This is a genomic window from Pseudomonas sp. NBRC 100443, from assembly GCF_030268185.1.
Lineage (GTDB): Bacteria > Pseudomonadota > Gammaproteobacteria > Pseudomonadales > Pseudomonadaceae > Pseudomonas > Pseudomonas citronellolis.
Genome location: NZ_BSQE01000001.1, coordinates 456,205 through 478,559 on the forward strand (window position 1 = coordinate 456,205; position 22,355 = coordinate 478,559).

At 68.7% G+C, this 22,355-nt stretch carries 18 protein-coding genes; 4 read left to right on the forward strand and 14 right to left on the reverse strand.

Annotated features, from left to right (window positions below; genetic code table 11):
• Nucleotides 1-114: 114 nt before the first annotated feature.
• Nucleotides 115-984 carry a pyridoxal kinase PdxY gene (pdxY, locus tag QSJ95_RS02010; protein ID WP_058073048.1) on the forward strand — a complete coding sequence of 290 codons (870 nt, stop codon included), beginning with the start codon at nt 115-117 and terminating at the stop codon, nt 982-984.
• Between the two features lie 46 nt (nt 985-1,030).
• Here pdxY and QSJ95_RS02015 read toward each other — a convergent pair whose 3' ends face one another.
• From QSJ95_RS02015 to QSJ95_RS02040, 6 genes are all read right to left on the reverse strand, one after another.
• On the reverse strand, nt 1,031-1,282 hold the full coding sequence (locus QSJ95_RS02015; RefSeq protein ID WP_442963867.1) for a nucleotidyltransferase family protein: 252 nt from the start codon (nt 1,280-1,282) through the stop codon (nt 1,031-1,033).
• 43 nt (nt 1,283-1,325) lie between these two features.
• A complete protein-coding gene (gene ybaL, locus QSJ95_RS02020; RefSeq protein WP_043269829.1) occupies nt 1,326-3,020 on the reverse strand; it encodes a YbaL family putative K(+) efflux transporter in 1,695 nt (564 codons plus the stop codon).
• Between the two features lie 182 nt (nt 3,021-3,202).
• Nucleotides 3,203-3,706, reverse strand: coding sequence for an acyl-CoA thioesterase (locus QSJ95_RS02025; RefSeq protein ID WP_043269827.1), 504 nt, complete (start codon nt 3,704-3,706; stop codon nt 3,203-3,205).
• Between the two features lie 142 nt (nt 3,707-3,848).
• Entirely contained in the window at nt 3,849-4,607 is a 759-nt protein-coding gene (locus QSJ95_RS02030) for an SDR family NAD(P)-dependent oxidoreductase (RefSeq protein ID WP_043269825.1), read from the reverse strand.
• Nucleotides 4,608-4,801: 194 nt separating this feature from the next.
• A complete protein-coding gene (locus tag QSJ95_RS02035) occupies nt 4,802-6,184 on the reverse strand; it encodes a glutamine synthetase family protein (protein WP_285639566.1) in 1,383 nt (460 codons plus the stop codon).
• A gap of 234 nt (nt 6,185-6,418) precedes the next feature.
• A complete protein-coding gene (locus QSJ95_RS02040) occupies nt 6,419-7,813 on the reverse strand; it encodes an aspartate aminotransferase family protein (protein ID WP_285639567.1) in 1,395 nt (464 codons plus the stop codon).
• Nucleotides 7,814-8,063: 250 nt separating this feature from the next.
• On the opposite strand from QSJ95_RS02040, the gene QSJ95_RS02045 reads away from it, so the two are divergent.
• Nucleotides 8,064-8,726 (forward strand): GntR family transcriptional regulator, encoded by a 663-nt coding sequence (locus QSJ95_RS02045; RefSeq protein ID WP_058073047.1) that lies wholly within the window; start codon nt 8,064-8,066, stop codon nt 8,724-8,726.
• Nucleotides 8,727-8,733: 7 nt separating this feature from the next.
• On the opposite strand, the gene QSJ95_RS02050 is transcribed toward QSJ95_RS02045, so the two are convergent.
• From QSJ95_RS02050 to QSJ95_RS02060, 3 genes are all read right to left on the reverse strand, one after another.
• Nucleotides 8,734-8,946 (reverse strand): YgdI/YgdR family lipoprotein, encoded by a 213-nt coding sequence (locus QSJ95_RS02050; RefSeq protein WP_009614860.1) that lies wholly within the window; start codon nt 8,944-8,946, stop codon nt 8,734-8,736.
• A gap of 104 nt (nt 8,947-9,050) precedes the next feature.
• Complete coding sequence (locus QSJ95_RS02055) at nt 9,051-9,452, reverse strand: SMI1/KNR4 family protein (protein WP_009614862.1); 402 nt, start codon at nt 9,450-9,452, stop codon at nt 9,051-9,053.
• 777 nt (nt 9,453-10,229) lie between these two features.
• Entirely contained in the window at nt 10,230-11,099 is an 870-nt protein-coding gene (locus tag QSJ95_RS02060; protein ID WP_285639574.1) for a Tim44 domain-containing protein, read from the reverse strand.
• A gap of 249 nt (nt 11,100-11,348) precedes the next feature.
• Between QSJ95_RS02060 and QSJ95_RS02065 the strand changes: the two genes are divergently transcribed.
• Nucleotides 11,349-13,106 (forward strand): cation:proton antiporter, encoded by a 1,758-nt coding sequence (locus QSJ95_RS02065; protein ID WP_043314673.1) that lies wholly within the window; start codon nt 11,349-11,351, stop codon nt 13,104-13,106.
• Between the two features lie 470 nt (nt 13,107-13,576).
• Here QSJ95_RS02065 and uvrD read toward each other — a convergent pair whose 3' ends face one another.
• A complete protein-coding gene (gene uvrD / locus QSJ95_RS02070) occupies nt 13,577-15,757 on the reverse strand; it encodes a DNA helicase II (protein WP_043269815.1) in 2,181 nt (726 codons plus the stop codon).
• 179 nt (nt 15,758-15,936) lie between these two features.
• Between uvrD and QSJ95_RS02075 the strand changes: the two genes are divergently transcribed.
• Nucleotides 15,937-18,789, forward strand: coding sequence for an EAL domain-containing protein (locus QSJ95_RS02075; RefSeq protein WP_285639583.1), 2,853 nt, complete (start codon nt 15,937-15,939; stop codon nt 18,787-18,789).
• A 5-nt stretch (nt 18,790-18,794) separates the two neighbouring features.
• Here QSJ95_RS02075 and QSJ95_RS02080 read toward each other — a convergent pair whose 3' ends face one another.
• The 4 genes from QSJ95_RS02080 to QSJ95_RS02095 are packed head-to-tail and all read right to left on the reverse strand — an operon-like array spanning nt 18,795 to nt 22,334.
• The gene (locus QSJ95_RS02080; RefSeq protein WP_285639585.1) at nt 18,795-19,307 is read right to left on the reverse strand and encodes a nitrous oxide reductase accessory protein NosL; all 513 of its coding nucleotides are present in this window, start codon (nt 19,305-19,307) and stop codon (nt 18,795-18,797) included.
• 23 nt (nt 19,308-19,330) lie between these two features.
• Nucleotides 19,331-20,155, reverse strand: coding sequence for an ABC transporter permease (locus tag QSJ95_RS02085; RefSeq protein WP_009614874.1), 825 nt, complete (start codon nt 20,153-20,155; stop codon nt 19,331-19,333).
• Entirely contained in the window at nt 20,152-21,066 is a 915-nt protein-coding gene (locus tag QSJ95_RS02090; protein ID WP_285639588.1) for an ABC transporter ATP-binding protein, read from the reverse strand. Before QSJ95_RS02090 ends, QSJ95_RS02085 begins: the two co-directional genes overlap by 4 nt.
• The gene (locus QSJ95_RS02095) at nt 21,063-22,334 is read right to left on the reverse strand and encodes a nitrous oxide reductase family maturation protein NosD (RefSeq protein WP_502945254.1); all 1,272 of its coding nucleotides are present in this window, start codon (nt 22,332-22,334) and stop codon (nt 21,063-21,065) included. The genes QSJ95_RS02090 and QSJ95_RS02095 overlap by 4 nt, the downstream gene beginning before the upstream one ends.
• Nucleotides 22,335-22,355: the final 21 nt, after the last annotated feature.

Genomic DNA, 22,355 nt, shown 5'->3' on the forward strand with positions numbered 1-22,355 from the left:
CGCTCGGGAAGAGGCGCTCCAGCTTACCGAGTCTGTAGGAACGCGGCGAGAGCCGCCGGTTCCCAGGTGGTGATTTGCGCCCCATACTGACACATCCAGTTGCAGGAATTCGTCATGTCGTCGCGCACTCCCCACGTCCTCGCCATCCAGTCCCACGTCGTCTTCGGCCATGCCGGCAACAGCGCCGCCGTGTTCCCGATGCGCCGCGTCGGGGTGAACGTCTGGCCGCTGAACACCGTGCAGTTCTCCAACCATACCCAGTATGGCCACTGGACCGGCCAGGTGCTGCCGCCGGAGCAGATTCCGGCGCTGGTGGAGGGCATCGCCGCCATCGGCGAACTGGGCAACTGCGACGCCGTGCTTTCCGGCTACCTGGGCAGCGCCGCCCAGGGCCGCGCGATCCTCGAGGCGCTGGCGCGCATTCGCGAGGCCAACCCGCGGGCGATCTACCTGTGCGACCCGGTGATGGGCCACCCGGACAAGGGCTGCATAGTGGCGCCGGAAGTCGGCGAGTTCCTGCTCCAGGAAGCCGCCGCGGTGGCCGACTACCTGTGCCCCAACCAGCTGGAGCTGGACAGCTTCTGCCAGCGCAGCCCGCAGTCCCTGGAGGATTGCGTGGAGATGGCGCGCAGCCTGCTGGCGCGCGGCCCCAAGGCGGTGCTGGTGAAGCACCTGAACTACCCGGGCAAGCCGTCGGACGCTTTCGAGATGCTGCTGGTCAGCGCCGAGGGCACCTGGCACCTGCGCCGCCCGCTGCTGGCCTTCCCGCGCCAGCCGGTGGGCGTCGGCGACCTGACCTCCGGCCTGTTCCTGGCCCGCCTGCTGCTGGGCGATGCGCCCTGCACGGCCTTCGAATTCACCGCCGCGGCGGTGCACGAAGTGCTGCTGGAGACCCAGCACTGCGGCAGCTACGAGCTGGAACTGGTGCGCGCCCAGGACCGCATCGCGCACCCGCGGGTGCGTTTCGAGGCGAAGGCGATCTGAGTTGAATGCAGGTTGCCTGGCGTGTTGTCCGTCAGGCGCCTGCCGGTCATATCGGCCTGGCTTCGCTCAATAGCCGGGCGCGGAATTTCGCTGGGATGTCGCCGGGCGTCAGCAAATCTACCTTCATGCCCAGTAGTTCCTGCAATTCGTCCTGCAGGCCGCCGAGATCGAACAGGTGGGTACCGGGTACCACGTCCACCAGCAGGTCGAGGTCGCTGCCATCCTGGTCGGTGCCATACAGGACCGAACCGAATATGCGTGGATTGAGCGCGCCGTAACGTAGCGCGAGGTCGCGCACGACCTCGCGATTCCGCTCCAGAGCGACCGAGGGCCTCATGGCCTCAAGCCGACTGCGGCAACCCATCCGGCTGCGGCGCCGGGGTGCCGTGCTGCTCGACGCGCTGGTACATGCCCTGGGCGATCTCGCGTTCGCCCATGATCACCAGGCTGGCGCCGTTCTGTTCCAGGTATTCCACCTCGGCGTCGAAGTGCGCGCGGGCGATGATGTCCAGCTCGGGGTTGGCCGCGCGGGCGCGGCTGGCGATCTGCCCGGCCTCGAAGCCGTTGGGGATGGCGATCAGCAGCCAGCGCGCGGTGGTGATGTTGGCCAGGGCCAGCACTTCCGGGTTGGCGGCGTTGCCGACCACTACGCTGAGGCCGCGCTCGCGCAGTTCGGCGGCCTTCTCGCGCTTGTCCTCGATCACCACCAGCGGCGTGCCGTCCTTCTGCAGGCGCGCGCTGACCAGTTCGCCGACGCGGCCGTGGCCGATGAGGATGGCGTGCTCGTGCTCGCGCACCGGCGGCGGCAGGTCCTCGTCCTGCGCCTGGGCCTCGCTGGGCTGGGCGCTTTCCTTGCGCGCCTGCAGGCGCTCGATGGCGATGAACAGCAGCGGGTTGACCAGGATCGACAGGATGGCGCCGGCCAGCACCAGGTCGCGGCCCTGCTCGGGCAGCAGTTCGAGGGTCACGCCCAGGCCGACCAGGATGAAGGAGAACTCGCCGATCTGCGCCAGGCTGGCGGCGATGGTCAGCGCGGTGCTGTTGGGGTGGCCGAACAGGCGCACGATGACGTAGGCGGCCACCGACTTGCCGAAGACGATGACCAGGAAGGTGGCCAGCACCGGCAGCGGCTCCTGGATCAGGATCGCCGGGTTGAACAGCATGCCCACCGAGACGAAGAACAGCACGGCGAAGGCGTCGCGCAGGGGCAGCGAGTTTTCCGCCGCCTCGTGGCTGAGCTCGGATTCGTTGAGGATCATCCCGGCGAAGAAGGCGCCGAGGGCGAAGGACACGCCGAACACCACCGCCGAGCCGGTGGCGATGCCCAGGGCGATGGCCAGCACGGCGAGGGTGAACAGCTCGCGCGAACCGGTCGCGGCGACCTTCTCCAGGGCCCAGGGCACCACGCGGCGGCCGCCGAGGATCATCACCGCGACGAAGGCCACCACCTTGCCCAGGGTCAGCAGGATCGGCAGCAGGATGCCGCCGCTGGCGCCGTCCTCGGCCTTGCCGCCGAGGGTGCCGGCCAGCGCCGGCAGCAGCACCAGGGTGAGGACCATGGCCAGGTCTTCGACGATCAGCCAGCCGATGGCGATGCGCCCGCGCTTGGTGTCGATCAGCTGGCGCTGTTCCAGGGCGCGCAGCAGCACCACGGTGCTGGCCACCGACAGCGCCAGGCCGAACACCAGGCCGCCGCCCAGCGGCCAGCCCATCATCCAGGCCAGGCCCATGCCGAGCAGGGTGGCCACGCCGATCTGCACCACCGCGCCGGGGATGGCGATGGCCTTCACCGAGAGCAGGTCTTTCAACGAGAAGTGCAGGCCGACGCCGAACATCAGCAGGATCACCCCCAGTTCGGCGATTTCCGTCGACAGCGCCTGGTCGGCGACGTAGCCGGGGGTGAAGGGCCCGGCCAGCACGCCGGCCAGCAGGTAGCCGACCAGCGGCGAGATGCGCAGGCGGTTGGCCAGGGCACCGAGGATGAAGGCCAGCACGAAGCCGACGGCGAGGGTGGTCAGTAGCGGTGTGTGGTGCATGGTCTGGGCTCCGGGCACGCAGGGAACTGCCGCCCCGGGAGGGCGGTGGTTCGCAGGTGGATCACGGGGGCAAACCCGCGGATTGGGCAAGTCTAGGCGCTGGCGAGGCTTTCGGCCTTGCCGACGCTCAAGGTTAACTTGTTGACGCGCCGGACTTTTTCAGCGGCACTTGAGAAATCTTGTCAAGAAATGTCGGCATCCTTGTCCCATTCTTCACGAATTGCCTGGTAACGCTGCTCAAGTTCCTGGCGCAGCTGGCGGCGCTGCTGGGCCTGGGCGAAGCGCCGGCGCTCCTCCCGGGTGACCGGCTGCAGCGGCGGCACGGCGGTGGGTTTGCGCGCGTCGTCCAGCGCCACCATGGTGAAGAAGCAACTGTTGGTGTGGCGCACGGATTTCTCGCGGATGTTCTCGGTGACCACCTTCACGCCGATCTCCATGGAGGTGCGGCCGGTGTAGTTGACCGAGGCGAGGAAGGTCACCAGTTCGCCGACGTGGATCGGCTCGCGGAAGATCACCTGGTCGACCGAGAGGGTCACCACGTAGTGGCCGGCGTAGCGGCTGGCGCAGGCGTAGGCGACCTCGTCGAGGTACTTGAGCAGGGTGCCGCCGTGGACGTTGCCGGAGAAGTTGGCCATGTCCGGGGTCATCAGGACGGTCATGCTGAGTTGGTGGTTGCCGGGTTCCATATCGCTCTCGCAAGGCGGGTGGGGGATGCCAAGACTGGACGCACTGCGCCCAGCCCCGCGACACACTCTTTTCTATACCCCCCATTGGCCCCGGCGAACAGGGGCGCGCGCCAATCGCCGGGCGATTGGCGCGCGGCGCGGCTCAGCGGCCGGCGGAGAGGCCGAAGTCGATGGCCAGGTCGGCGCCGGTGATGGCTTCGGATTGCGGGCCGCAGAGGTACCAGACCAGGTCGGCGACCTCTTCCGGGCGGATGAAGCGCGCTTCCTTGCCCTGTGGATAATCCCGCAGCAGGCCGAGCTTGTAGGCGGCGGGGTTGCCCTGGCCGTAGCGCTCGGCCTGGTAGTCGAGCATCGGCGTGGCGATGTCGGCCGGGGAGATGGCGTTGACGCGCACGCCGTCCGCGGCCAGTTCCAGGGCCAGGGTGCGGGTGAGCATGGTCAGCGCCGCCTTGCTCGCGCAGTAGGCCGCCGAGCCGCGGTAGGCCTGGCGCCCGGAATCGCTGGAGATGTTCACGATGCAGCCGCGGTTGTCCTTGAGGTAGGGCGTGGCGGCCTGGCACATGTAGAACGCGGCCTTGAGGTTGACCCCCAGGACCAGGTCGAAGTCGTCCTCGTTGAAGTTCTCCACCGGGCCCTCGCGCCAGACCCCGGCGGCGTTGACCAGCGCGTCCAGGCGGCCGGTGCGGGCGAGGATGTCCGCCACCAGGCTCTGGCAGTTGTCCGCCCGGCGCAGGTCGGCCACGGCGCTGGCGTCCAGCGGCACCTGGGCGTTGAGCGCATGCAGCCCGCTCTTGTCGACGTCGGTGGCGGCGATGCGCCAGTGGCTCTGGGCGAAGCGCTTGGCGATGGCCTTGCCGAGGCCGCCGGCGGCCCCGGTGATCAGAACAACGGGTGTGCTCATTGACTGAGTGATCTCCCTGCCTGATAGGGAAACGGCGCGCCGTCAGGCAGTGGCGGCACGCCGCAAGGAAGAGGGCCGCACGGGCGGCCCTCTGTCTCTACTGACCAAGAAAAGACCAGAATCTTCGCTTTGCCAGGGTAATTTTTTCGTAAATCCCGCTGGAGCTTTCGTAGGCGACTGATGGTCGCGCTGGCTCAGGCGTGGTGCAGGTACCAGCGCCAGTCCTGCTCGCCGACCTCGCCCATGAATTGCCGGTATTCCTCCCACTTGATGGCCAGGAACACCTTGAGGAACTCCTCGCCCAGCGCCTCGCGGGCCCAGCTGGAGGCCTCCAGGGCGCGCAGCGCGGTGAGCCAGTCGGTGGGCAGGAACTCGCGGGCCTGCTCGTAGCCGTTGCCCTCGATGGCCGCGCCGGGGTCGAGCTGTTCGCGGATGCCCTTGTGGATGCCGGCGAGAATCGCCGCGGCGGCCAGGTAGGGGTTGGCGTCGGCGCCGCAGATGCGGTGCTCGATGTGCCGGCTCTGCGCCGGGCCGCCGGGCACGCGGAAGGACACGGTGCGGTTGTTCACCCCCCAGCTCTTGGCCAGCGGCGCGTAGCTGTTGGCCTGGAAGCGGCGGAAGGAGTTGGCGTTGGGGCAGAAGATGGCCAGGGAGTCGAGCAGCGTGGCCATCATGCCGCCGATGGAGTGGCGCAGCAGTGGCGTGCCATGCGGGCCTTCAAGGTCGGAAAGCTCGCTGGCGTAGAGATTGTTGCCCTGTTCGTCGGCCAGGCTGACGTGCAGGTGCATGCCGCTGCCGGCACGGTCGCCGAACGGCTTGGCCATGAAGCAGGCCTGCAGCCCGTGCTTGTTGGCCACGCCCTTGACCAGGCGCTTGTAGCGCACGCCTTCGTCGATGGCCTGGAGCACGTCGAAGCGGTGCTCCAGGGTCAGTTCCAGTTGGCCAGGGGCGTATTCGGAGATGGCCGTGCGCACCGGCAGGCCCTGGGCCTCGCAGGCGGCGTAGAGGTCGTCGAGGAAGGGCTGCATCTGTTCCAGCTCGTACACGCCGTAGACCTGCGGCGCCTGCGGGCGCACGCCGTTCATCTGCAGCGCCGGCTGCGGGCGGCCCTGGGCGTCGCGCTGCTTGTCCAGCAGGTAGAACTCCAGTTCCACCGCCATCACCGGGTGCAGGCCCTCGGCCTTGAGCCGCTCGACCACGCGCACCAGGGCCTGGCGCGGGTCCGCCGGGGTGGCCGGCAGGCCCTGGGTCGGGTGCATGCTGACCTGCAGCTGACCGGTGGGCGAGCTGCGCCAGGGCTGCAGGGTCAGGCTGCCGGGCAACGGGTAGGTCCAGCAGTCGGCGTCGGCCACTTCCCAGACCAGCCCGGTGCCTTCGACGTCCTCGCCCTGCACGGTGAGCGCGAGGATCGAGCTGGGCAGCGGCCGGCCGTTGTCGTAGATGGCCAGCAGCTCGTCGCGGTGCAGCAGCTTGCCGCGCGGGATGCCGTTGGCGTCGATGATGAACAGCTCGATGCTGCGTACCTCGGGGTGCGCGGCGAGGAAGGCTTCGGCTTCCTTTCGATCGGCGAATTGCATGGTGGTCCTCGGTTGGCGCGGCGCGCCGGATGTTCTCTTCGTAGGAGCAACTGTCTTGCAGGCTGCACCGTAGGATGGGTTGAGCCTGCGAAACCCATGTTGCCGTGGTGATGGGTATCGCTTCGCTCAACCCATCCTACGACGGCGCTGCTCCTGTTCCTTGTAGGAGCGGATTCATCCGCGATCCGCCGGCAGGCGGCAGGCATCGTGGACGGAGTCCGCTACGACGGTGCATCAAGCCTCGCGCGCGCCAGGAATCGCCAGCAGCTCGGTGATGCCCGCGTCGAGGGTGTCGATCAGGCGGTCGACGTCGGCTTCGCTGGTGTCCGGGCAGCACAGGGTCATGTTGTGGAACGGCGTGATCAGGATGCCGCGGTTGATCAGGTACAGGTGCAGGGCCATCTGCAGTTCGTCGTGGAAGGCCGCTTCGGCCTCGGCGCCGGTGCGCGGCGAGACCGGGCAGAACTGGAACTCGCTGCGCGCGCCCAGCTCGGTCACCGACCACTTCAGGCCGTGCTTGGCGATCAGCCGGCGGAAGCCGTCAGCCAGGCGCCTGGCCAGCGGCAGCATGTGGTCGTAGGCGGCCTGGGTCATCACCTGTTCCAGGTTGGCGCGCATGCAGTGCATGGCCAGGGCGTTGGCCGAGAGGGTGGTGCCCATGCCGCTGTGGCCGTGGCCATGGCTGTCTTCCTGGGCCTTCTGCCGCGAGGCGAGCATCTTCTCGGCCATGTCCGCGCTGCAACCGAAGATGCCGCAGGGCACGCCGCCGGCGATCGGCTTGCCGACCACGAAGAAGTCCGGGTCGAGGTTCCACAGTTTCGTGCAGCCGCCGATGCCGGTGGAGATGGTGTGGGTTTCGTCGATGATCAGCAGCGCGCCGTACTTGCGCGTCAGCTCGCGGCACTTCTGCAGGAAGCCCGGATCGGGCAGGACCATGCCGATGTTGGTCATCGCCGGCTCGCACAGCAGGGCGCAGACGTCGCCCCTGGCCAGCGCGGCTTCCAGCGCTGCGACGTCGTTGAAGGGGATGGAGCGGCTGTACTGGGTCAGGTCGTAGGCCTGGCCGACCAGGCCGGAGCGCGGCACGGTCTCGCCGTCGCGGTAGCGCACCATGACGTCGTCGACGGTGCCGTGGTAGCAGCCGTCGAACACCAGCAGGGTGTTGCGCCCGGTGATGGCGCGGGCCCAGCGCAGCACGTAGCGGTTGGAGTCGGTGGCGGTGGCGGTGACCTGCCAGAACGGCAGGCCGAAGCGCGCGGCCAGCAGTTCGCCGCAGACCACGGCGTCTTCGCCCGGGAGCATGGTGGTCAGGCCGTTGTTGGCCTGCTCGGCGATGGCGCGGGCCACCGGGTCCGGCGAGTGGCCGAACATGGTGCCGGTGTCGCCCAGGCAGAAGTCGATGTACTCGTGGCCGTCGACGTCGTAGAAGCGGGCGCCCTTGGCGCGCTCGACGAACAGCGGGCAGGGGGTGGACCAGTCGGCCATCCAGTGCATGGGCACGCCGGCGTACAGCGAGTTGCGCGCGCGCTCGGCCAGGGCCACGGATTTCGGGTTCTGCTCCAGGAAGCGTTGGCGTTCGCGGGCAGTGAATACGTCCACGGCCTGTTGGGCGATTCCGCTGGCGGTCATCTTGCACACCTCGTTCGTTTTTTCGCACATCTTCCATTTGTGATCACAAAAAAGTCAATACATGCTGCGGGACGCCTGTTAATCTTTCTTCTCAACAGAATTTGTGATCACAAAACAGAATGGCTCATGGGAGCGCACTGGCAAGGCCAGTTGGCGCGCCTGATCGGAACGAGGGAAAAGAAAATGACGCACAACTGCAGCCTGACCTTCGCCCAACTGCCGGCGCCGCCGGCCCGCGCGGAGTGACGCCATGGCCGAGAACCTCCAGCAGCAGCTGTACCAGAACCTGCGCCAGGCCCTGCTCAGCGGGCGCTTCCAGCCCGGCGAGCGGTTGAAGATTCGCGATCTGGCCGACGAATGGGGCACCAGCCCGATGCCGGTGCGTGCCGCGTTGCAGCGGCTGGTCGCCGAAGGCGCCCTGGAGGGCGAGCCGCAGCGCTCGCTGCGGGTGCCGCTGATGACCCGCGAGCGCTTCCTGCAGATCCTGCAGATTCGCCAGTCACTGGAGGGGCTCGCGGTGGAGGATGGGGTGCCGCGCCTGCAAGGGGCGGACATCGAGGTCCTGCAGGCCTGTACCGAAGCCATGGAGGAGGCCGTGCGGCGGCGCGACGTGCAGGCCTACCTGGAGCACAACAGCCGTTTCCACCTGACGCTCTACCGCGCCTGCGGCAACCCTACGCTATTGCGCATGATCGAGGCGCTGTGGCTGCAGGTCGGGCCCTTCTTCAACCGGCTGTTCACCGGCGCCGACCTGTCGCTGCGCCTGAACGACTTCCACGGCCAAGCCCTGGACGCGATCCGGCGGGGCGATGCCCGCGGCGCGCGGGCGGCCATCGAGCAGGACCTGGCCTACTTCGGCCAATACCTGCTGAATCTGCTGGCGCTGGAGTCGGGGGCGAGCGTGACGCGCTGAGGGCGCGTCACTCGGTCTTGATGTAGCGGACGTTTTCCTTGCGGATGAGGATCGTCTGCCCGTCGAGCTGCTCGAACTCGTAGTAGTCGTGGTACTTGTCGAAATCGGCATGGTCCTTTACCAGGACCTCGCTGCCGTCGTTCAGCATCACCACGGCCTTGTCGGCACAGCCGGCCAGGCCGAACAGCAGCGCGCTGAGGAGTAGGAATTTCAGCTTCATAGAGTCTCCAAGGGACATCGTGGACCGGCCTTGGCAGAAGGTTTGGGTACACGCTCGGTAGCCACTGTGACAACCGCTCCGCTTGGAAATTCAGTGCTCCGGGCTCAGGTGTCCAACCATACGTCGCGTGCCCAGGTCCACACCGAGTCCCAGGTTTCCTCGGTCAGTTCGCCGTCCGCCCAGAGCACCACCTCGCCGTCCTGGGCCACCGCATAGTAGTCGTCGCCATCGGCGCAGAGCGGTATCAGCTCGCGCGGCAGGCCCATCGCCCAGGCCACCGCGGCCACCTCCGGCAGGTAGGTATGGGAGTGCGGGTCGGTCACCGTGACCGGCTCCAGGCGACCGTAGACCACGTCGCTGACCTTCAGGAGGAACTCGCGGAATTCCGACGGAAGGCCGATCAGCAGCTCTTCCTCGATCTCCACCAGCAGTTCCTCGTCCGGCAGCTCCAGGGGGACAGGGACGGGCTCGTTGAGTTCACGCAATTGGTCGATGACGTCTTCCACGGCAGGGGCCTCTCGATTGACTGGGGCGCTTTATACAGTAGTAGCCGGGCCTGGGCGCAAGTTCACGTTGGGGGTGTCTGGCGGACGAGTGGAAGGGATTGGAGTGGGGCTGTCCTGAGCGGGGTGTCAGTCAGGCGCCATTGGGGTGGTTCCGGGCTACCCTCGCGAATTCCCCCGCCACGGAGGCCCGGACCAGGTGTCTCCTGTCGAGGGTACGTCCATGCAGTCCATCGGGGCTCTCGCGACATTCATGTCGCATGACCTTCTGAGTGCGGAGGTTTCTCTGGAAGTCCGAATCGCGGACAGAGTCCGCTCCTACGGTTCCAGGAAGCGCGGGCGTAGGAGCAACCGTCTTGCGCCGGGGCGCTTTTCGTAGGATGGGTTGAGCTTGCGAAACCCATGCGGTTGCGCTGATGGGTATCGCTTCGCTCAACACCATCCTACGGGTCTCGTGTTTGCCGGAGGGGGTAGCGGACCTTGTCCGCGATGGCCGGAACCTCCGGCGCGATTCGCGGATGAGATCCGCTCCTACGCTGCCCACCCGCGCCATTCCCCTGTAGGAGCGCGCCCTGCGCGCAAAATCGCGGGCAGGGCCCGCTTACAGGTTGCCGGGAGACACGGTATTCCTCCCCCCGTAGGAGCGGACCTTGTCCGCGATTGGACTCACCGATTAAGCCGGACGCCCCGGTGGCACTCCCGGATACGAAAACGCCGTTTCCCGGTAGAGGGAAACGGCGTTCTTTCTTGCTTAAGCGAACAGCCCTACGGCAGAAGCCATCAGCCGTTCTGGCGGATGCCTGCCAGCAGCCAGGGCTGGTCCTGGCCCTGGGCGCGCTCCATGCGCCAGCTTTCGCTGAAGGTTTCGCCCTGGTCGAAGCGCGAGGTCTTGGAGAGGCCGCTGAAGGTCAGGGTGGCGATGGTCTTGTCGGCCTGGTCGTCGACGCCTTCCAGTTGCACCTGCAGATTGTCGATGTAGGTGGACTGGTAGCCGTCGCCCAGTTCGGCGCGTTCCTGCTTCAGCCACTGCAGCATCTGCGGGGTGACGAACTCGGCGATCTTGTCCATCTCGTTGGCGTCCCAGTGCTGTTGCAGGGACAGGAAGTGCTCGCGGGCGGCGCTGACGAAGCGCTGCTCGTCGAACCAGCTCGGCGCGTTGATCGCCGGAGCGGCCGCGGCCGGGCGGGCGCTGGCGCCGAACGGCGACGGCTGGGCGGCCGGCATCTCGCGCTGCTGCGGCGCATGGCCGGCCATCGCCGGCTGGCCCTGGGCCTGCTGGCGGCGGCGCGAGGCGATGAAGCGGAAGGCGATGAAGGCGATCAGGGCGATGATCAGGATGTCGAGGAACTGCATGCCCTGGAAGCCGTCGCCCATGAACATGGAGGCCAGCAGGCCGCCGGCGGCGATGCCGGCCAGCGGGCCGAGCCAGCGCGATGCGCCGCCAGCCGCGGCGGCGCCTGCGGCCGCACCGGCTGCGGGAGCGGCGGCGTTGGGGGTGTTCGGGGCGGTGTTCGGTTGCACCTGGCGGGTCTGGTGGCTCGGCGCCGAGCCCATGCTCTTGCCGCCGCCGAAACGTTTGGCGGCATTGACGTCGAGGCTGAGCGTCACGGCGACACAGAAGGCCATGGCAAGGCTGAGAAAGCGCTTCATTGGGGTCATTCTCTTGGTTGGAATACGACGCGCGTCATGTTGCCGAGCATGGCCGCCAGGAACCAGCCGGATTTTGTTTCCGGCTATTGCCCCTGCGCCGCGCCAGGTCTCGGGCCAGAAGGGCTGCGAAGGTCTGTAACCGGGTTTTTCAGCGGCCTCGAAGACGCTGGCCGTTTGATAGGCTGGCGCCCTAGCGGGGCCGCTGGCCGCGCGATCCCCCCACTGCCACATCGCGCGAGGACCGCCGCCATGCACGCTATCGACTTCATCCAGGACCTGGCGGTGATCATGCTGATCGCCGGTTTCGTCACCATCCTCTGCCACCGCTTCAAGCAGCCGGTGGTGCTCGGCTACATCATCGCCGGGGTGATCATCGGCCCGCACACGCCGCCCTTCGGCCTGGTGCACGACGAGCAGACCATCAAGACCCTCGCCGAGCTGGGGGTGATCTTTCTGATGTTCTGCCTGGGCCTGGAGTTTTCCCTGCGCAAGCTGTTCCAGGTCGGCGCCACGGCGTTCATCGCCGCCTTCCTGGAGATCACCCTGATGATCTGGGCCGGCTTCGAGATCGGCCGGCTGTTCGACTGGAACACCATGGACTCGCTGTTCCTCGGCGCCATCCTGGCGATGTCCTCGACCACCATCATCATCAAGGTGCTGGGCGACCTGAAGCTGAAGAACGAGCGCTTCGCCCAGCTGATCTTCGGCGTGCTGATCATCGAGGACATCCTCGGCATCGGCATCATCGCGCTGTTCTCGGGCATCGCCGTGAGCGGTGCGGTGGAGGCCGACCAGGTGGTTTCCACGGTGGGCAAGCTGAGCCTGTTCATGGTCGTCGCGCTGGTCGTCGGCATCCTGCTGGTGCCGCGCCTGCTGGCCTACGTGGCGAAGTTCGAGAGCAACGAGATGCTGCTGGTGACGGTGCTCGGCCTGTGCTTCGGCTTCTGCCTGCTGGTGATCAAGCTGGAATACAGCGTGGTGCTGGGCGCCTTCCTGATCGGCGCGATCATGGCCGAGTCGCGCCAGCTGGTGCAGATCGAACGGCTGATGGAGCCGGTGCGCGACATGTTCAGCGCCATCTTCTTCGTCGCCATCGGCCTGACCATCGACCCGCGGGTGCTGGTGGACTACGCCGCGCCGATCCTGGTCATCACCCTGGTGGTGGTGCTGGGCAAGCTGGTGTCCTGCGGCACCGGCGCCTACATCGCCGGCAACGACGGGCGCACCTCGATGCGCGTGGGCATGGGCCTGTCGCAGATCGGCGAGTTCTCCTTCATCATCGCCGCCCTGGGCATGAGCCTGGGGGTGACCAGCGACTTCCTCTACCCGGTGGTGGTCGGCGTGTCGGCCATCACCACCCTGCTGACGCCCTACCTGATCCGCTCCGCCGACCCCCTGGCGCTGTACCTGGGGCGCACCCTGCCTTCGCCCATGGTGCGGGTGTTCGGCCTGTACGGCGAGTGGCTGCGCAGCATCCGCCCGCGCGGCGACAAGGCGGTGCTGGCCGGGATGATCCGGCGCATCCTGCTGCAGGTGGGGGTGAACCTGGTGCTGGTGATCGCCATCTTCTTCGGCCTGGCGTTCTTCGCCGGGCGGATCGCCGAGTGGCTGGCCAACTGGGTCGAGCACGAGGCGCTGCACAAGGCGCTGATCTGGGGCGCCGCGCTGCTGCTGTCGCTGCCTTTCCTGATCGCCGCCTACCGCAAGCTCAAGGCGCTGGCCATGCTGCTGGCGGAAATGGGCGTGAAGGCCGAGAGCGCCGGGCGCCACACCGCACGGGTGCGCCGGGTGATCGCCGAGATGATCCCGTTGCTGTCCCTGGGCGGCATGATGCTGCTGCTGGCGGCGCTCAGTTCGAGCATCCTGCCGCCGGGGGAGCTGCTGGTGGTGGTGGGCCTGGTGGCCGCGCTGGCGCTGGCGGTGGGCTGGCGCTGGTTCATCCGCCTGCATTCGCGGATGCAGATCGCCCTGCTGGAAACCCTGGAGCAGGGCAAGGGCGGGCATTGAGCGTGCCGGGGCGATGCGGTCGAACTATACGCCCCACGAAACCGCGCCGAGGGGCTTTCGTAGGATGGGTTGAGCTTGCGAAACCCATGCGGTCGCGGTGGTGATGGGTATCGCTTCGCTCAACCCATCCTACGGGACTTGCCGGATGGTGTAGGAGCGGACCTTGTCCGCGATAGCCGGATGTCTCGGCGCGATTCGCGGATGAGATCCGCTACGCTGCGCCACCCACGCCACTCCCCTATAGGAGCGCGCCCTGCGCGCGATTCGCGGGCAGGGCCCGCTCCTACAGGTATGGGGATAGCGTAGGAGCGGACCTTGTCCGCGATAGCCGGATGTCTCGGCGCGATTCGCGGATGAGATCCGCTACGCTGCGCCACCCGCGCCACTCCCCTGTAGGAGCGCGCCCTGCGCGCGAAATCGCGGACGGAGTCCGCTCCTACAGGTGATGCCTGGCGTTGGGGGAGGTGGCTCTACACCGCCTCCAGCTTGGCGTAGCCGAGCATCAGCCACTTGCTGCCTTCGCTGTCGAAGTTCACCTGCACCCGGGCCTGGGCGCCGGAGCCTTCGAAGTTGAGGATCACCCCGTCGCCGAACAGCGGGTGACGTACCGACTGGCCGAGGGCGAAGGGGGTTTCCGGCACGCCGGCGCCGCTGAACAGGCTGCCGCTGCGCTGGTTGCCGGACAGCGGCCGGCTCACCGAGTTGGACAGGCGCACTTCCTGGATCAGGCCCGGCGGGATTTCGCGGACGAAGCGCGAGACCTTGTTGTAGGTCTCGCTGCCGTACAGGCGGCGCGTCTCGGCGTAGGTCAGCACCAGGCGCTGCATGGCGCGGGTGATGCCGACGTAGGCCAGGCGGCGTTCCTCTTCCAGGCGGCCGGGTTCCTCCAGGCTCATCTTGTGCGGGAACAGGCCTTCTTCCATGCCGGCCAGGAACACCAGGGGGAACTCCAGGCCCTTGGCGCTGTGCAGGGTCATCAGCTGCACGCTGTCCTCGAAGGCGTCGGCCTGGGTGTCGCCGGCCTCCAGCGCGGTGTGGTCGAGGAAGGCCACCAGCGGCGGGATGTCCTCGTCCTCGGGGTTCTCGAAGGCGCGGGCGGCGCTGACCAGTTCTTCCAGGTTCTCCACCCGGGCCTGGCCCTTCTCGCCCTTTTCTTCCTTGTGGTAGCTGATCAGCCCGGACTGCTCGATGACCGTCTGGGTCATCTGGTGCAGCGGCATGCCCTCGACCTGCTGGGCCAGCAGGTCGACGGTCTCGAGGAAGCCGTTGAGCGCGCTGGCGGCGCGGCCGGTCACGGCTTTGGCGGCGATCACGTCGTTGATCGCGCGCCACATGGAGGTGCCGTTCAGCCGCGCGGCGTTGCGGATGGCTTCGACGGTCTTCTCGCCGATGCCCCGCGGCGGGATGTTGACCACCCGTTCCAGCGCGGCGTCGTCGTCGCGCAGGCGGATCAGCCGCAGGTAGGCCAGGGCGTTCTTGATCTCGGCGCGCTCGAAGAAGCGCTGGCCGCCGTAGATGCGGTAGGGGATCTTCTCCCGCAGCAGCGCCTCTTCCAGCACCCGCGACTGCGCGTTGGAGCGGTAGAGGATGGCGATTTCGCTGCGCTTGAGGCCGTCCTTGCGCAGGGCGTCCTCGATGGTCTCGACGATGTAGCGGGCCTCGTCGTGCTCGTTGAAGCCGGCGTAGAGGGTGATGGGCTCGCCATCCACTCCGTCGGTCCAGAGTTCCTTGCCCAGGCGCCCGTGGTTGTTGGCGATCAGGGCGTTGGCGGCCTTGAGGATGGTGGCGGTGGAGCGGTAGTTCTGCTCCAGGCGGATGTCCTCGGTGCCGGCGAAGTCGTCGGCGAACTGCTGGATGTTCTCGATCTTGGCGCCGCGCCAGCCGTAAATCGACTGGTCGTCGTCGCCCACCACCATCAGGCTCTCGCCGCCCTTGGCCAGCAGGCGCAGCCAGGCGTACTGCACGGCGTTGGTGTCCTGGAACTCGTCCACCAGGATGTGCCGGAAGCGCCGCTGGTAGTGCGCCAGCAGGCCGGGGTCGTTGCGCCACAGGTCCAGCGAGCGCAGCAGCAGCTCGGCGAAGTCGACCACCCCGGCGCGGGCGCAGGCCTCTTCGTAGGCCTGGTAGACGCTGACCATGGTGGCCAGGTAGAGGTCGCCGCTGGCCTGGATGTTCTGCGGGCGGTTGCCCTCGTCCTTCTGCGCGTTGATGAACCACTGCGCCTGGCGCGGCGGCCAGCGCTGCTCGTCCAGGCCCAGCTCGCGCACCACGCGCTTGACCAGGCGCAGCTGGTCGTCGCTGTCGAGGATCTGGAAGCCCTCGGGCAGCCCGGCCTCGCGCCAGTGGGCGCGCAGCAGGCGGTGGGCCAGGCCGTGGAAGGTGCCGACCCACATGCCCGCCGGGTTGATCCCCAGCAACTGCTCGATGCGCGCGCGCATCTCCGCCGCCGCCTTGTTGGTGAAGGTCACCGCCAGGATGCTGTGGGGCGAGGCGTGCTCCACCTGGATCAGCCAGGCGATGCGGTGCACCAGCACGCGGGTCTTGCCCGAGCCGGCGCCGGCGAGCACGCGCTGGTGGCCCAGCGGCGCGGCCACGGCCTGGCGCTGCGGGTCGTTGAGGGAGTTGAGCAGGAGGGAGAGGTCGTCGTTCATGGGGCGGCATTCTACCGACGGCGGGGAAAGCCCGGCAAACCAAAGCGCCGTCCGGCACCTGCCCGACGAAAGTTCAGCGATTTGCTGGCATATTGCCGCTTTCCCGAGCTTGGGCGACCCTGCCGCCTCGGTTATGCTCGGGCCACGCCAAGGCCGACCACTACAAGAAAAAGCCGCCTATGACCGCATACCTGGATACCTCGGCCGCGCCTTTCAGCCAGGCCGAGATCCGCCAGCAATACGCCCACGAACTGGCCATCGAGCGCACCCGCCTGCTCTACCAGGGCTCGCGGGTGCCGACCCTGCTCATGCTGCTCAACGGCCTGGCCTGCGCCGGCCTGCTCTGGCACAGCCAGGACGGCCTGCTGCTGTCCGGCTGGCTGGTGTGGCTGGTGCTGCTGGCGGTGATGCGGCTGATCCAGGTCGCTGCCTTCCACAACGCCGAGCCGCAGCGCCAGGCCGAGGCGCACTGGCAGCGGGCGTTCCTCTTCGGCGCTGGCGCCTCGGGGCTGACACTGGCCTTCGCCGCCATCGCCCTGGTGCCGCCCGACGCCTTCCTGCAGCAGGCCCTGGTGTTCGGCCTGATCGCTGCGGCCATTCTTTCCGCCAGCGTCGCCTACGCGGTGAGCCTGCCGGCCTTCCTGACCTTCGCCTTGCCCTGCCTGCTGCCGTCCATCGGCTACCTGCTGCTCAAGGGTAGCGACCTGCAGCAGGGCTGGGGGCTGCTCGGTTCGATCCTGCTGTCGGCCCTGCTGGTGGTGGCCTGGCAGGTCAACCGGCTGGTCCAGGGCAGCCTGCTGCGGCGCTTCCAGACCCTTGCGCTGGTAGACCACCTGGAGCAGGCCAAGGGCCGCGCGGAAGCCCTCAACCAGGACCTGGGCCGCGAGGTCGAGCAGCGCCGCAGCGCCGAACGCGCCCTGCGCGAGGCGCGCGACCAGTTGCAGGTGCGCGTCGAGGCCGGCAGCGTCGAGCTGAGCGACAGCCAGGCGCGCCTGGCCATGGCCCTGGAGGCCAGCGAGCTGGGGCTGTGGGACTGGAACCTGCGCACCGACGAGGTGCACCACTCGCGCCTGCGGGAAATCTTCGGCCTCGACCAGGACGCGGTGCGCAGCATGCGCGCCGACCTGCGCCCGCTGCTGCACCCGGACGACGTGCCGCTGCTGCGCCGGGCCCTGGCCGACCACCTGCGCGGGCGCACCGACGGCTACCGCGTCGAATACCGCGTGCGCCACGCCGACGGCCACTGGGTGTGGGTGGAGGACCGCGGCCGGGTGATGGCCCGCGATGCCCGCGGCAAGGTCACGCGGATGGTCGGCACCCGCTGCGACGTCAGCGCGCGCAAGCGCCGCGAGGAGGAACAGCGCCTGGCCGCCACGGTGTTCGAGGCGGCCAGCGAGGGCATCGTCATCCTTGATGCCGACTACCGCCTGCTGGCGGTCAACCAGGCCTTCAGCCGCGTCACCGGGCACCGCCCGGAAGAGGTGATCGGCCAGGTCGCCACCAGCCTTTCCGGCAACCCCGAGACGCGCCGCCAGTACCTGCTGATCCGCGAGGAACTGGAGCGCGCCGGCAGCTGGCAGGGCGAGCTGCTGGAGACGCGCAAGAACGGCGAGCCCTACCCGCAATGGCTGCAGCTGAACATGGTGCGCGACAACCGCGGCCAGCTGTCCCACGTGGTGGGCTTCTTCGCCGACCTCACCGCGCGCCGCGACGCCGAGGAGCGCCTGCGCTACCTGTCGCACTACGACGAGCTCACCGGCCTGGCCAACCGCGGCCTGTTCAAGCAGCGCCTGCACGACGCCGGCCAGCGCGCGCGGCACAGCGGGCGCAGCCTGGCCCTGCTGCTGATCGACCTGGACCGCTTCAAGCTGCTCAACGACAGCCTCGGCCACGAGGTCGGCGACCAGTTGCTGCGGCAGATCGCCCGGCGCCTGACCCAGGCGGTGCCGGAGGCGGACACCATCGCCCGGCTGTCGGCCGACGAGTTCGCCGTGCTGGTGGACTCCTATTCCAGCCTCTCGGCCCTGGCGCGCCTGTCCAGCCGCCTGCTGACGCGCCTGCGCATGCCGATGAGCGTCGCCGGCGAGGAGCTGATGCTCAGCGCCTCCCTGGGCATCAGCCTGCTGCCGGAGAACGCGCGGGAGATTTCCGCGCTGATGAGCCAGGCGAACATGGCCATGCAGCATGCCAAGCACCTGGGCGGCAACACCTTCCAGTTCTTCACCGACAACCTCCAGGCCTGCACCCTGGAGCGCCTGCAGCTGGAAGTGCAGCTACGCAAGGCCGTCGAGGATGGTCAGCTGGAGGTGCACTACCAGCCCAAGCTGAACCTGGCCAACGGCCGCCTGGACAGCGCCGAGGCCCTGGTGCGCTGGCGCCACCCGGTGCAGGGCATGATCCCGCCCGGCGACTTCATCCCCCTGGCCGAGGAAACCGGGCTGATCGGCGCCATCGGCGAGTTCGTGCTGCGCCGCGCCTGCCACCAGGGGCGCACCTGGCAGGCCCGCGGCCTGGCCGAGCTGCGGGTGTCGGTGAACCTCTCGGTGCACCAGCTGCGCCAGGGCAACCTGGTCAGCCTGGTGCGCACCGTGCTCGACGAAACCGGCCTGGAGCCGCGGCTGCTGGAGCTGGAGATCACCGAGAGCCAGCTGCTGGAGAACGTCGAGAGCGTCAGCACCACCTTCCGCCAGCTGCGCGAGATGGGCGTGAAGCTGGCCATCGATGACTTCGGCACCGGCTATTCCTCGCTCAGCTACCTCAAGCGCTTCCCGGTGGACTACGTGAAGATCGACCAGACCTTCATCCGCGACCTGTCCGCCCAGGGCGAGGACGCCGCCATCACCCGCGCCATCATCGCCATGGTCCACAGCCTGGAGCTGAAGGTGGTGGCCGAGGGCGTGGAGCGCCAGGAGCAGCTGGACTTCCTGCGCCAGCACCGCTGCGACGAGATCCAGGGCTACCTGATCAGTCCGCCGCTGGCGCCGGCGGCCTTCACCGCCTTCCTGGAGGCCCACGGCCAGCGGCCGGGCTAGGCCGCTCAGCGGTGCGCGTGGTCGCCGCTCACGCCCTGCAGCACGGCCTGGTCGATCTCGCTGAAGCGCAGCACGCGGTCGCCTTCGGCCTTGGCCAGGCGCTCGGCGTCGGCCTGGTTGCCGAAGGAGGCGAGGGTGGCGCCCATCGCCCCGGGGCGCTGGATGCCCACCACGTAGTAGGCGCTGGTGGCGTCGATCAGGTGGCGGTCGTCCGGGTGGTTCCAGTCGCTGCGGGCCATGTCGTGCACGTACAGGCGCTGGCCGTCGTGGCGGTTCTCCGGCTGCAGCCACCAGCCGAGCAGCTCGGCGGTGGAGCAGAACTTGCGCACCTTGCCGGCGCTCACGGCTTCGCCCTTGGGCCCGGGGAAGCCGTCGATGAGCATGCCGCAGACGTGGCATTCGTCGCCGTTGTGGAAGGGCACCGGGGCGAGGTCGGCGGCGTCCTGGCGGCTGTCGCCGCAACCGGCGAGCAGCAGGCTGAACAGGGCGGCGGCGAGATAGAGGCGGGGCAGCGGCATCGGGGGCTCCTTGGAGTGGGGGTTCAGGCCGGGCGGCGCCGGAACAGGCGGTAGGCCAGGGCCAGCGCCGCCGGCGTCCAGGCCGCCAGGGCCAGCCAGAGCACGGCGCCGGGCACCGGCAGGTCGCGGCCCAGGACCAGTACGCCGTCGATCTCCGGGCCGAGGCCGGAGAGGTTGATCAGGCGGTAGATGTCGGTGGGGTTGAGCAGCAGCAGCCAGGGCAGCAGTTCGGGGCTGATGCGGCCCTTGCCGAGCACCAGCAGGGCCAGCAGGGCCAGGTCGAAGAGCAGCACGAAGAAGAACCACAGGCCCAGCGCCAGGCCGGCGGCGGTGGACTTCTCGCTCACGCGGCTGCTCAGCGCGTAGGCCATGGCCAGGAACGCCCAGCCGAGCAGGGTGGAGGACAGGATGAAGCGGGCGAAGGCCCACAGCAGCTGCGACAGCTGGATGTCCGCCACCAGCACGGCGATGGACAGCGCGGCGGCGGCGAAACCGAGCAGGGTGGCCAGGGCGAGGATCAGCCCATGGCCGAGGAACTTGCCCAGCAGCAGCTGGCCGCGGCTCAGCGGGTAGGCCAGCAGGAGCAGCAGGGTGCCGCCTTCCTCCTCGCCGACGATGGCGTCGTAGGCCAGCAGCAGGGCGATCAGCGGCATGAGGATGGTGGCCAGGCTTGCGAGGCTGGCCATGGTCGCCGGGATCGAGGTGAAGCCCACCTGCCCGGCGGTGGCCGCGCCGAACCAGGCGATGCCCACGGCGAGCAGGGCGAACAGCAGGCTGATCGCCAGCAGCCAGCGGTTGCGCAGGCCGTCGGCCAGTTCCTTGCGGGCGATGTGCCAGACCGGCGTCATGCTGTTTCTCCGCAGGCGCGCGCGGCGCCCTGCATGTGGTGCAGGTAGAGGTCCTCCAGCGAGGGCGGCAGCACCTCCAGGCCCTCGGGCTGTTCTTCCAGCAGCGCCTGCAGCAGGCGGCGCTGCCGTTCTGCGGCTGCCAGCAGTTCGATGCGCCCGCCGTCCAGGGCGCGCACGCTGTAGCCGCTGTCGCGCCAGTGGGCCAGCCAGCGTTCGCTGCGCGGCCCGGCGAGGCGGATGCGCGTCGGCAGGCCGGCTTCGCGGCGCAGTTCGGCCAGGCTGCCGCAGGTCAGCAGGCGGCCGTTGGCGAGGATGGCGGCGCGGTCGATGTGGGATTCGACGCCGGGCAGCACGTGGGAGCAGAGGATGACCCCGGTGCCCTGGTTGCGCAGGCGGTCGAGCAGGCGGTAGAGCTCGACGGTGGCCAGCGGGTCGAGGCCCACGCTGGGTTCGTCGAGCAGCAGCAGGCGCGGCCGGCCGAGGATCGCCTGGGCCAGGCCGAGGCGCTGGCGCATGCCCTTGGAGTAGGTCTTCAGGCGCCGGTCGGCGGCCTGGGCCAGGCCCACCTGTTCCAGCAGCGCGTCCACTTCGGCGGGCGCTGCGCCCTTCAGGCGGGCGAAGTGGCGCAGGGTTTCGCGGCCGGTCAGCTGCGGGTAGAAGGTGACGTTCTCCGGGAGGAAACCGAGCTGGCGGCGCACCGCGGGGTCTTCGGCGGCGCGCCCGAATACCCGCACCTGGCCTTCGTCGGGGCGCAGCAGGCCGAGCATCAGCTTGATGCTGGTGGTCTTGCCGGCGCCGTTGTGGCCGAGCAGGCCGAGCACTTCGCCGGCGGCCAGGTCCAGGTCGAGCCCGTGCAGGGCGGTGAAGGCGCCGTAGCGCAGGCTCGCGCCTTCTATTTGCAGCAGCTTCATGGGCTCGCCTCCGCTTGCGGTTCGCGCATCAGCGGGTGGCTGTCGCGCACCCCCGGCGAGCGTGTCACCGGGAAGGCGCGCTGCACCCAGCGCAGCAGTTCGATGGATGGGCTGGCGAGCAGCAGGCGCACCTGCGGGTACAGCCACAGCAGGCGGTCGACGTTGTCGTTGGGCTCGTAGAAGACGTCGCCCAGGCCGTCGTCGTCGCGGTCCCAGCCCAGGTAGTCGCTCCAGTAGTTGCCGCGGCCGTCGGCCGACCATTGCTGGGTGCGGTTGGCCACGTAGAGCACCTGCCGGCGGTTGCCGACGAAGGCGTTGCCGGCGATGCGGTTGTCCTCCGAGCCCGCGGTCAGGTGGATGCCCAGGGCGCTGCCGGCCAGGCGGTTGCCCTCGATGCGGTTGTACAGCGAGTTGTAGATGAACAGGGCCTTGCCCTCGGCGCCGGCGATCATGCCTTCGCCGGTCACGCCGCTGCCGCTGCGCACGCCCTCGACGCGGTTGCCGGCGAGGGTCGAGTAGGTGATGTAGTTCATCAGGATGCCGTAGTTCTCGTCGTCCACCGAGCGGTTGCCGATCACGCTGAGCTTGCGGCTCTGCATCAGCGCGTAGCCGGTGCGGGTGCGGCGGGTCAGGTTGCCGATCACCCGGCTGTCGTTGGTGAACATGTAGTGCACGCCGTAGCGCAGGTCTTCCAGGCGGTTGTGCTCGATGGCGCTGCCGTTGGCGGTGTCGATGTAGATGCCGTCGCGGGTGTGGCGCACCCGGTTGCCGCGCACCAGGGCGTTGCGCACCGCGTAGAGGTGGATGCCGTTGCCGCGGTCCTGGGAGCGCAGCCGCGCATCGCCCTCGATGCGGTTGTCCAGCACCTGGGCGTCTTCGCTGGCGTCGAGCCAGATGCCGAAGCCCGGGCCCTGCAGCCGGTTGTTGCGCAGGACCACGCCGCGGGCGCGCTTCTCGACGAAGATCGCCGAGTCCATGTCGGTCAGGTTGCGACCCCAGTTGCGCACCCGGCAGCCTTCGACGCTGACGTCGGCGCTGCGCACGGTGAGGGTGCTGCCCTCGCCCTGGCCGTCGAAAGTGGCGCCGTCTTCACAGCGCAGGCGCATTGGCCGGTCGATGAGGAAGCGGCCGGCGTAGGTGCCGGCCGCCAGCGTCCACAGCCCGTCGCCGGCCGCGCGCAGGGGCAGCTCGTCGATCGGCTGCAGCGCGGCCAGCGCGGGGCTGGCCAGCGTCAGCAGCAGGGCGAGGCAGGCGCGGGAAGTGGGCACGCGGAAGCATCCTCCGGGGGC

Coding starts and splice junctions, on each gene's coding strand:
- ybaL (WP_043269829.1), bottom strand. CDS start 3,020: ATGCACCACACACCGCTACTGACCACCCTCGCCGTCGGCTTCGTGCTG.
- QSJ95_RS02040 (WP_285639567.1), bottom strand. CDS start 7,813: ATGACCGCCAGCGGAATCGCCCAACAGGCCGTGGACGTATTCACTGCC.
- pdxY (WP_058073048.1), top strand. CDS start 115: ATGTCGTCGCGCACTCCCCACGTCCTCGCCATCCAGTCCCACGTCGTC.
- QSJ95_RS02060 (WP_285639574.1), bottom strand. CDS start 11,099: ATGAAGCGCTTTCTCAGCCTTGCCATGGCCTTCTGTGTCGCCGTGACG.
- QSJ95_RS02090 (WP_285639588.1), bottom strand. CDS start 21,066: ATGAAGCTGCTGCAAATAGAAGGCGCGAGCCTGCGCTACGGCGCCTTC.
- uvrD (WP_043269815.1), bottom strand. CDS start 15,757: ATGAACGACGACCTCTCCCTCCTGCTCAACTCCCTCAACGACCCGCAG.
- QSJ95_RS02075 (WP_285639583.1), top strand. CDS start 15,937: ATGACCGCATACCTGGATACCTCGGCCGCGCCTTTCAGCCAGGCCGAG.
- QSJ95_RS02065 (WP_043314673.1), top strand. CDS start 11,349: ATGCACGCTATCGACTTCATCCAGGACCTGGCGGTGATCATGCTGATC.
- QSJ95_RS02080 (WP_285639585.1), bottom strand. CDS start 19,307: ATGCCGCTGCCCCGCCTCTATCTCGCCGCCGCCCTGTTCAGCCTGCTG.
- QSJ95_RS02030 (WP_043269825.1), bottom strand. CDS start 4,607: ATGAGCACACCCGTTGTTCTGATCACCGGGGCCGCCGGCGGCCTCGGC.
- QSJ95_RS02050 (WP_009614860.1), bottom strand. CDS start 8,946: ATGAAGCTGAAATTCCTACTCCTCAGCGCGCTGCTGTTCGGCCTGGCC.
- QSJ95_RS02035 (WP_285639566.1), bottom strand. CDS start 6,184: ATGCAATTCGCCGATCGAAAGGAAGCCGAAGCCTTCCTCGCCGCGCAC.
- QSJ95_RS02045 (WP_058073047.1), top strand. CDS start 8,064: ATGGCCGAGAACCTCCAGCAGCAGCTGTACCAGAACCTGCGCCAGGCC.
- QSJ95_RS02025 (WP_043269827.1), bottom strand. CDS start 3,706: ATGGAACCCGGCAACCACCAACTCAGCATGACCGTCCTGATGACCCCG.
- QSJ95_RS02085 (WP_009614874.1), bottom strand. CDS start 20,155: ATGACGCCGGTCTGGCACATCGCCCGCAAGGAACTGGCCGACGGCCTG.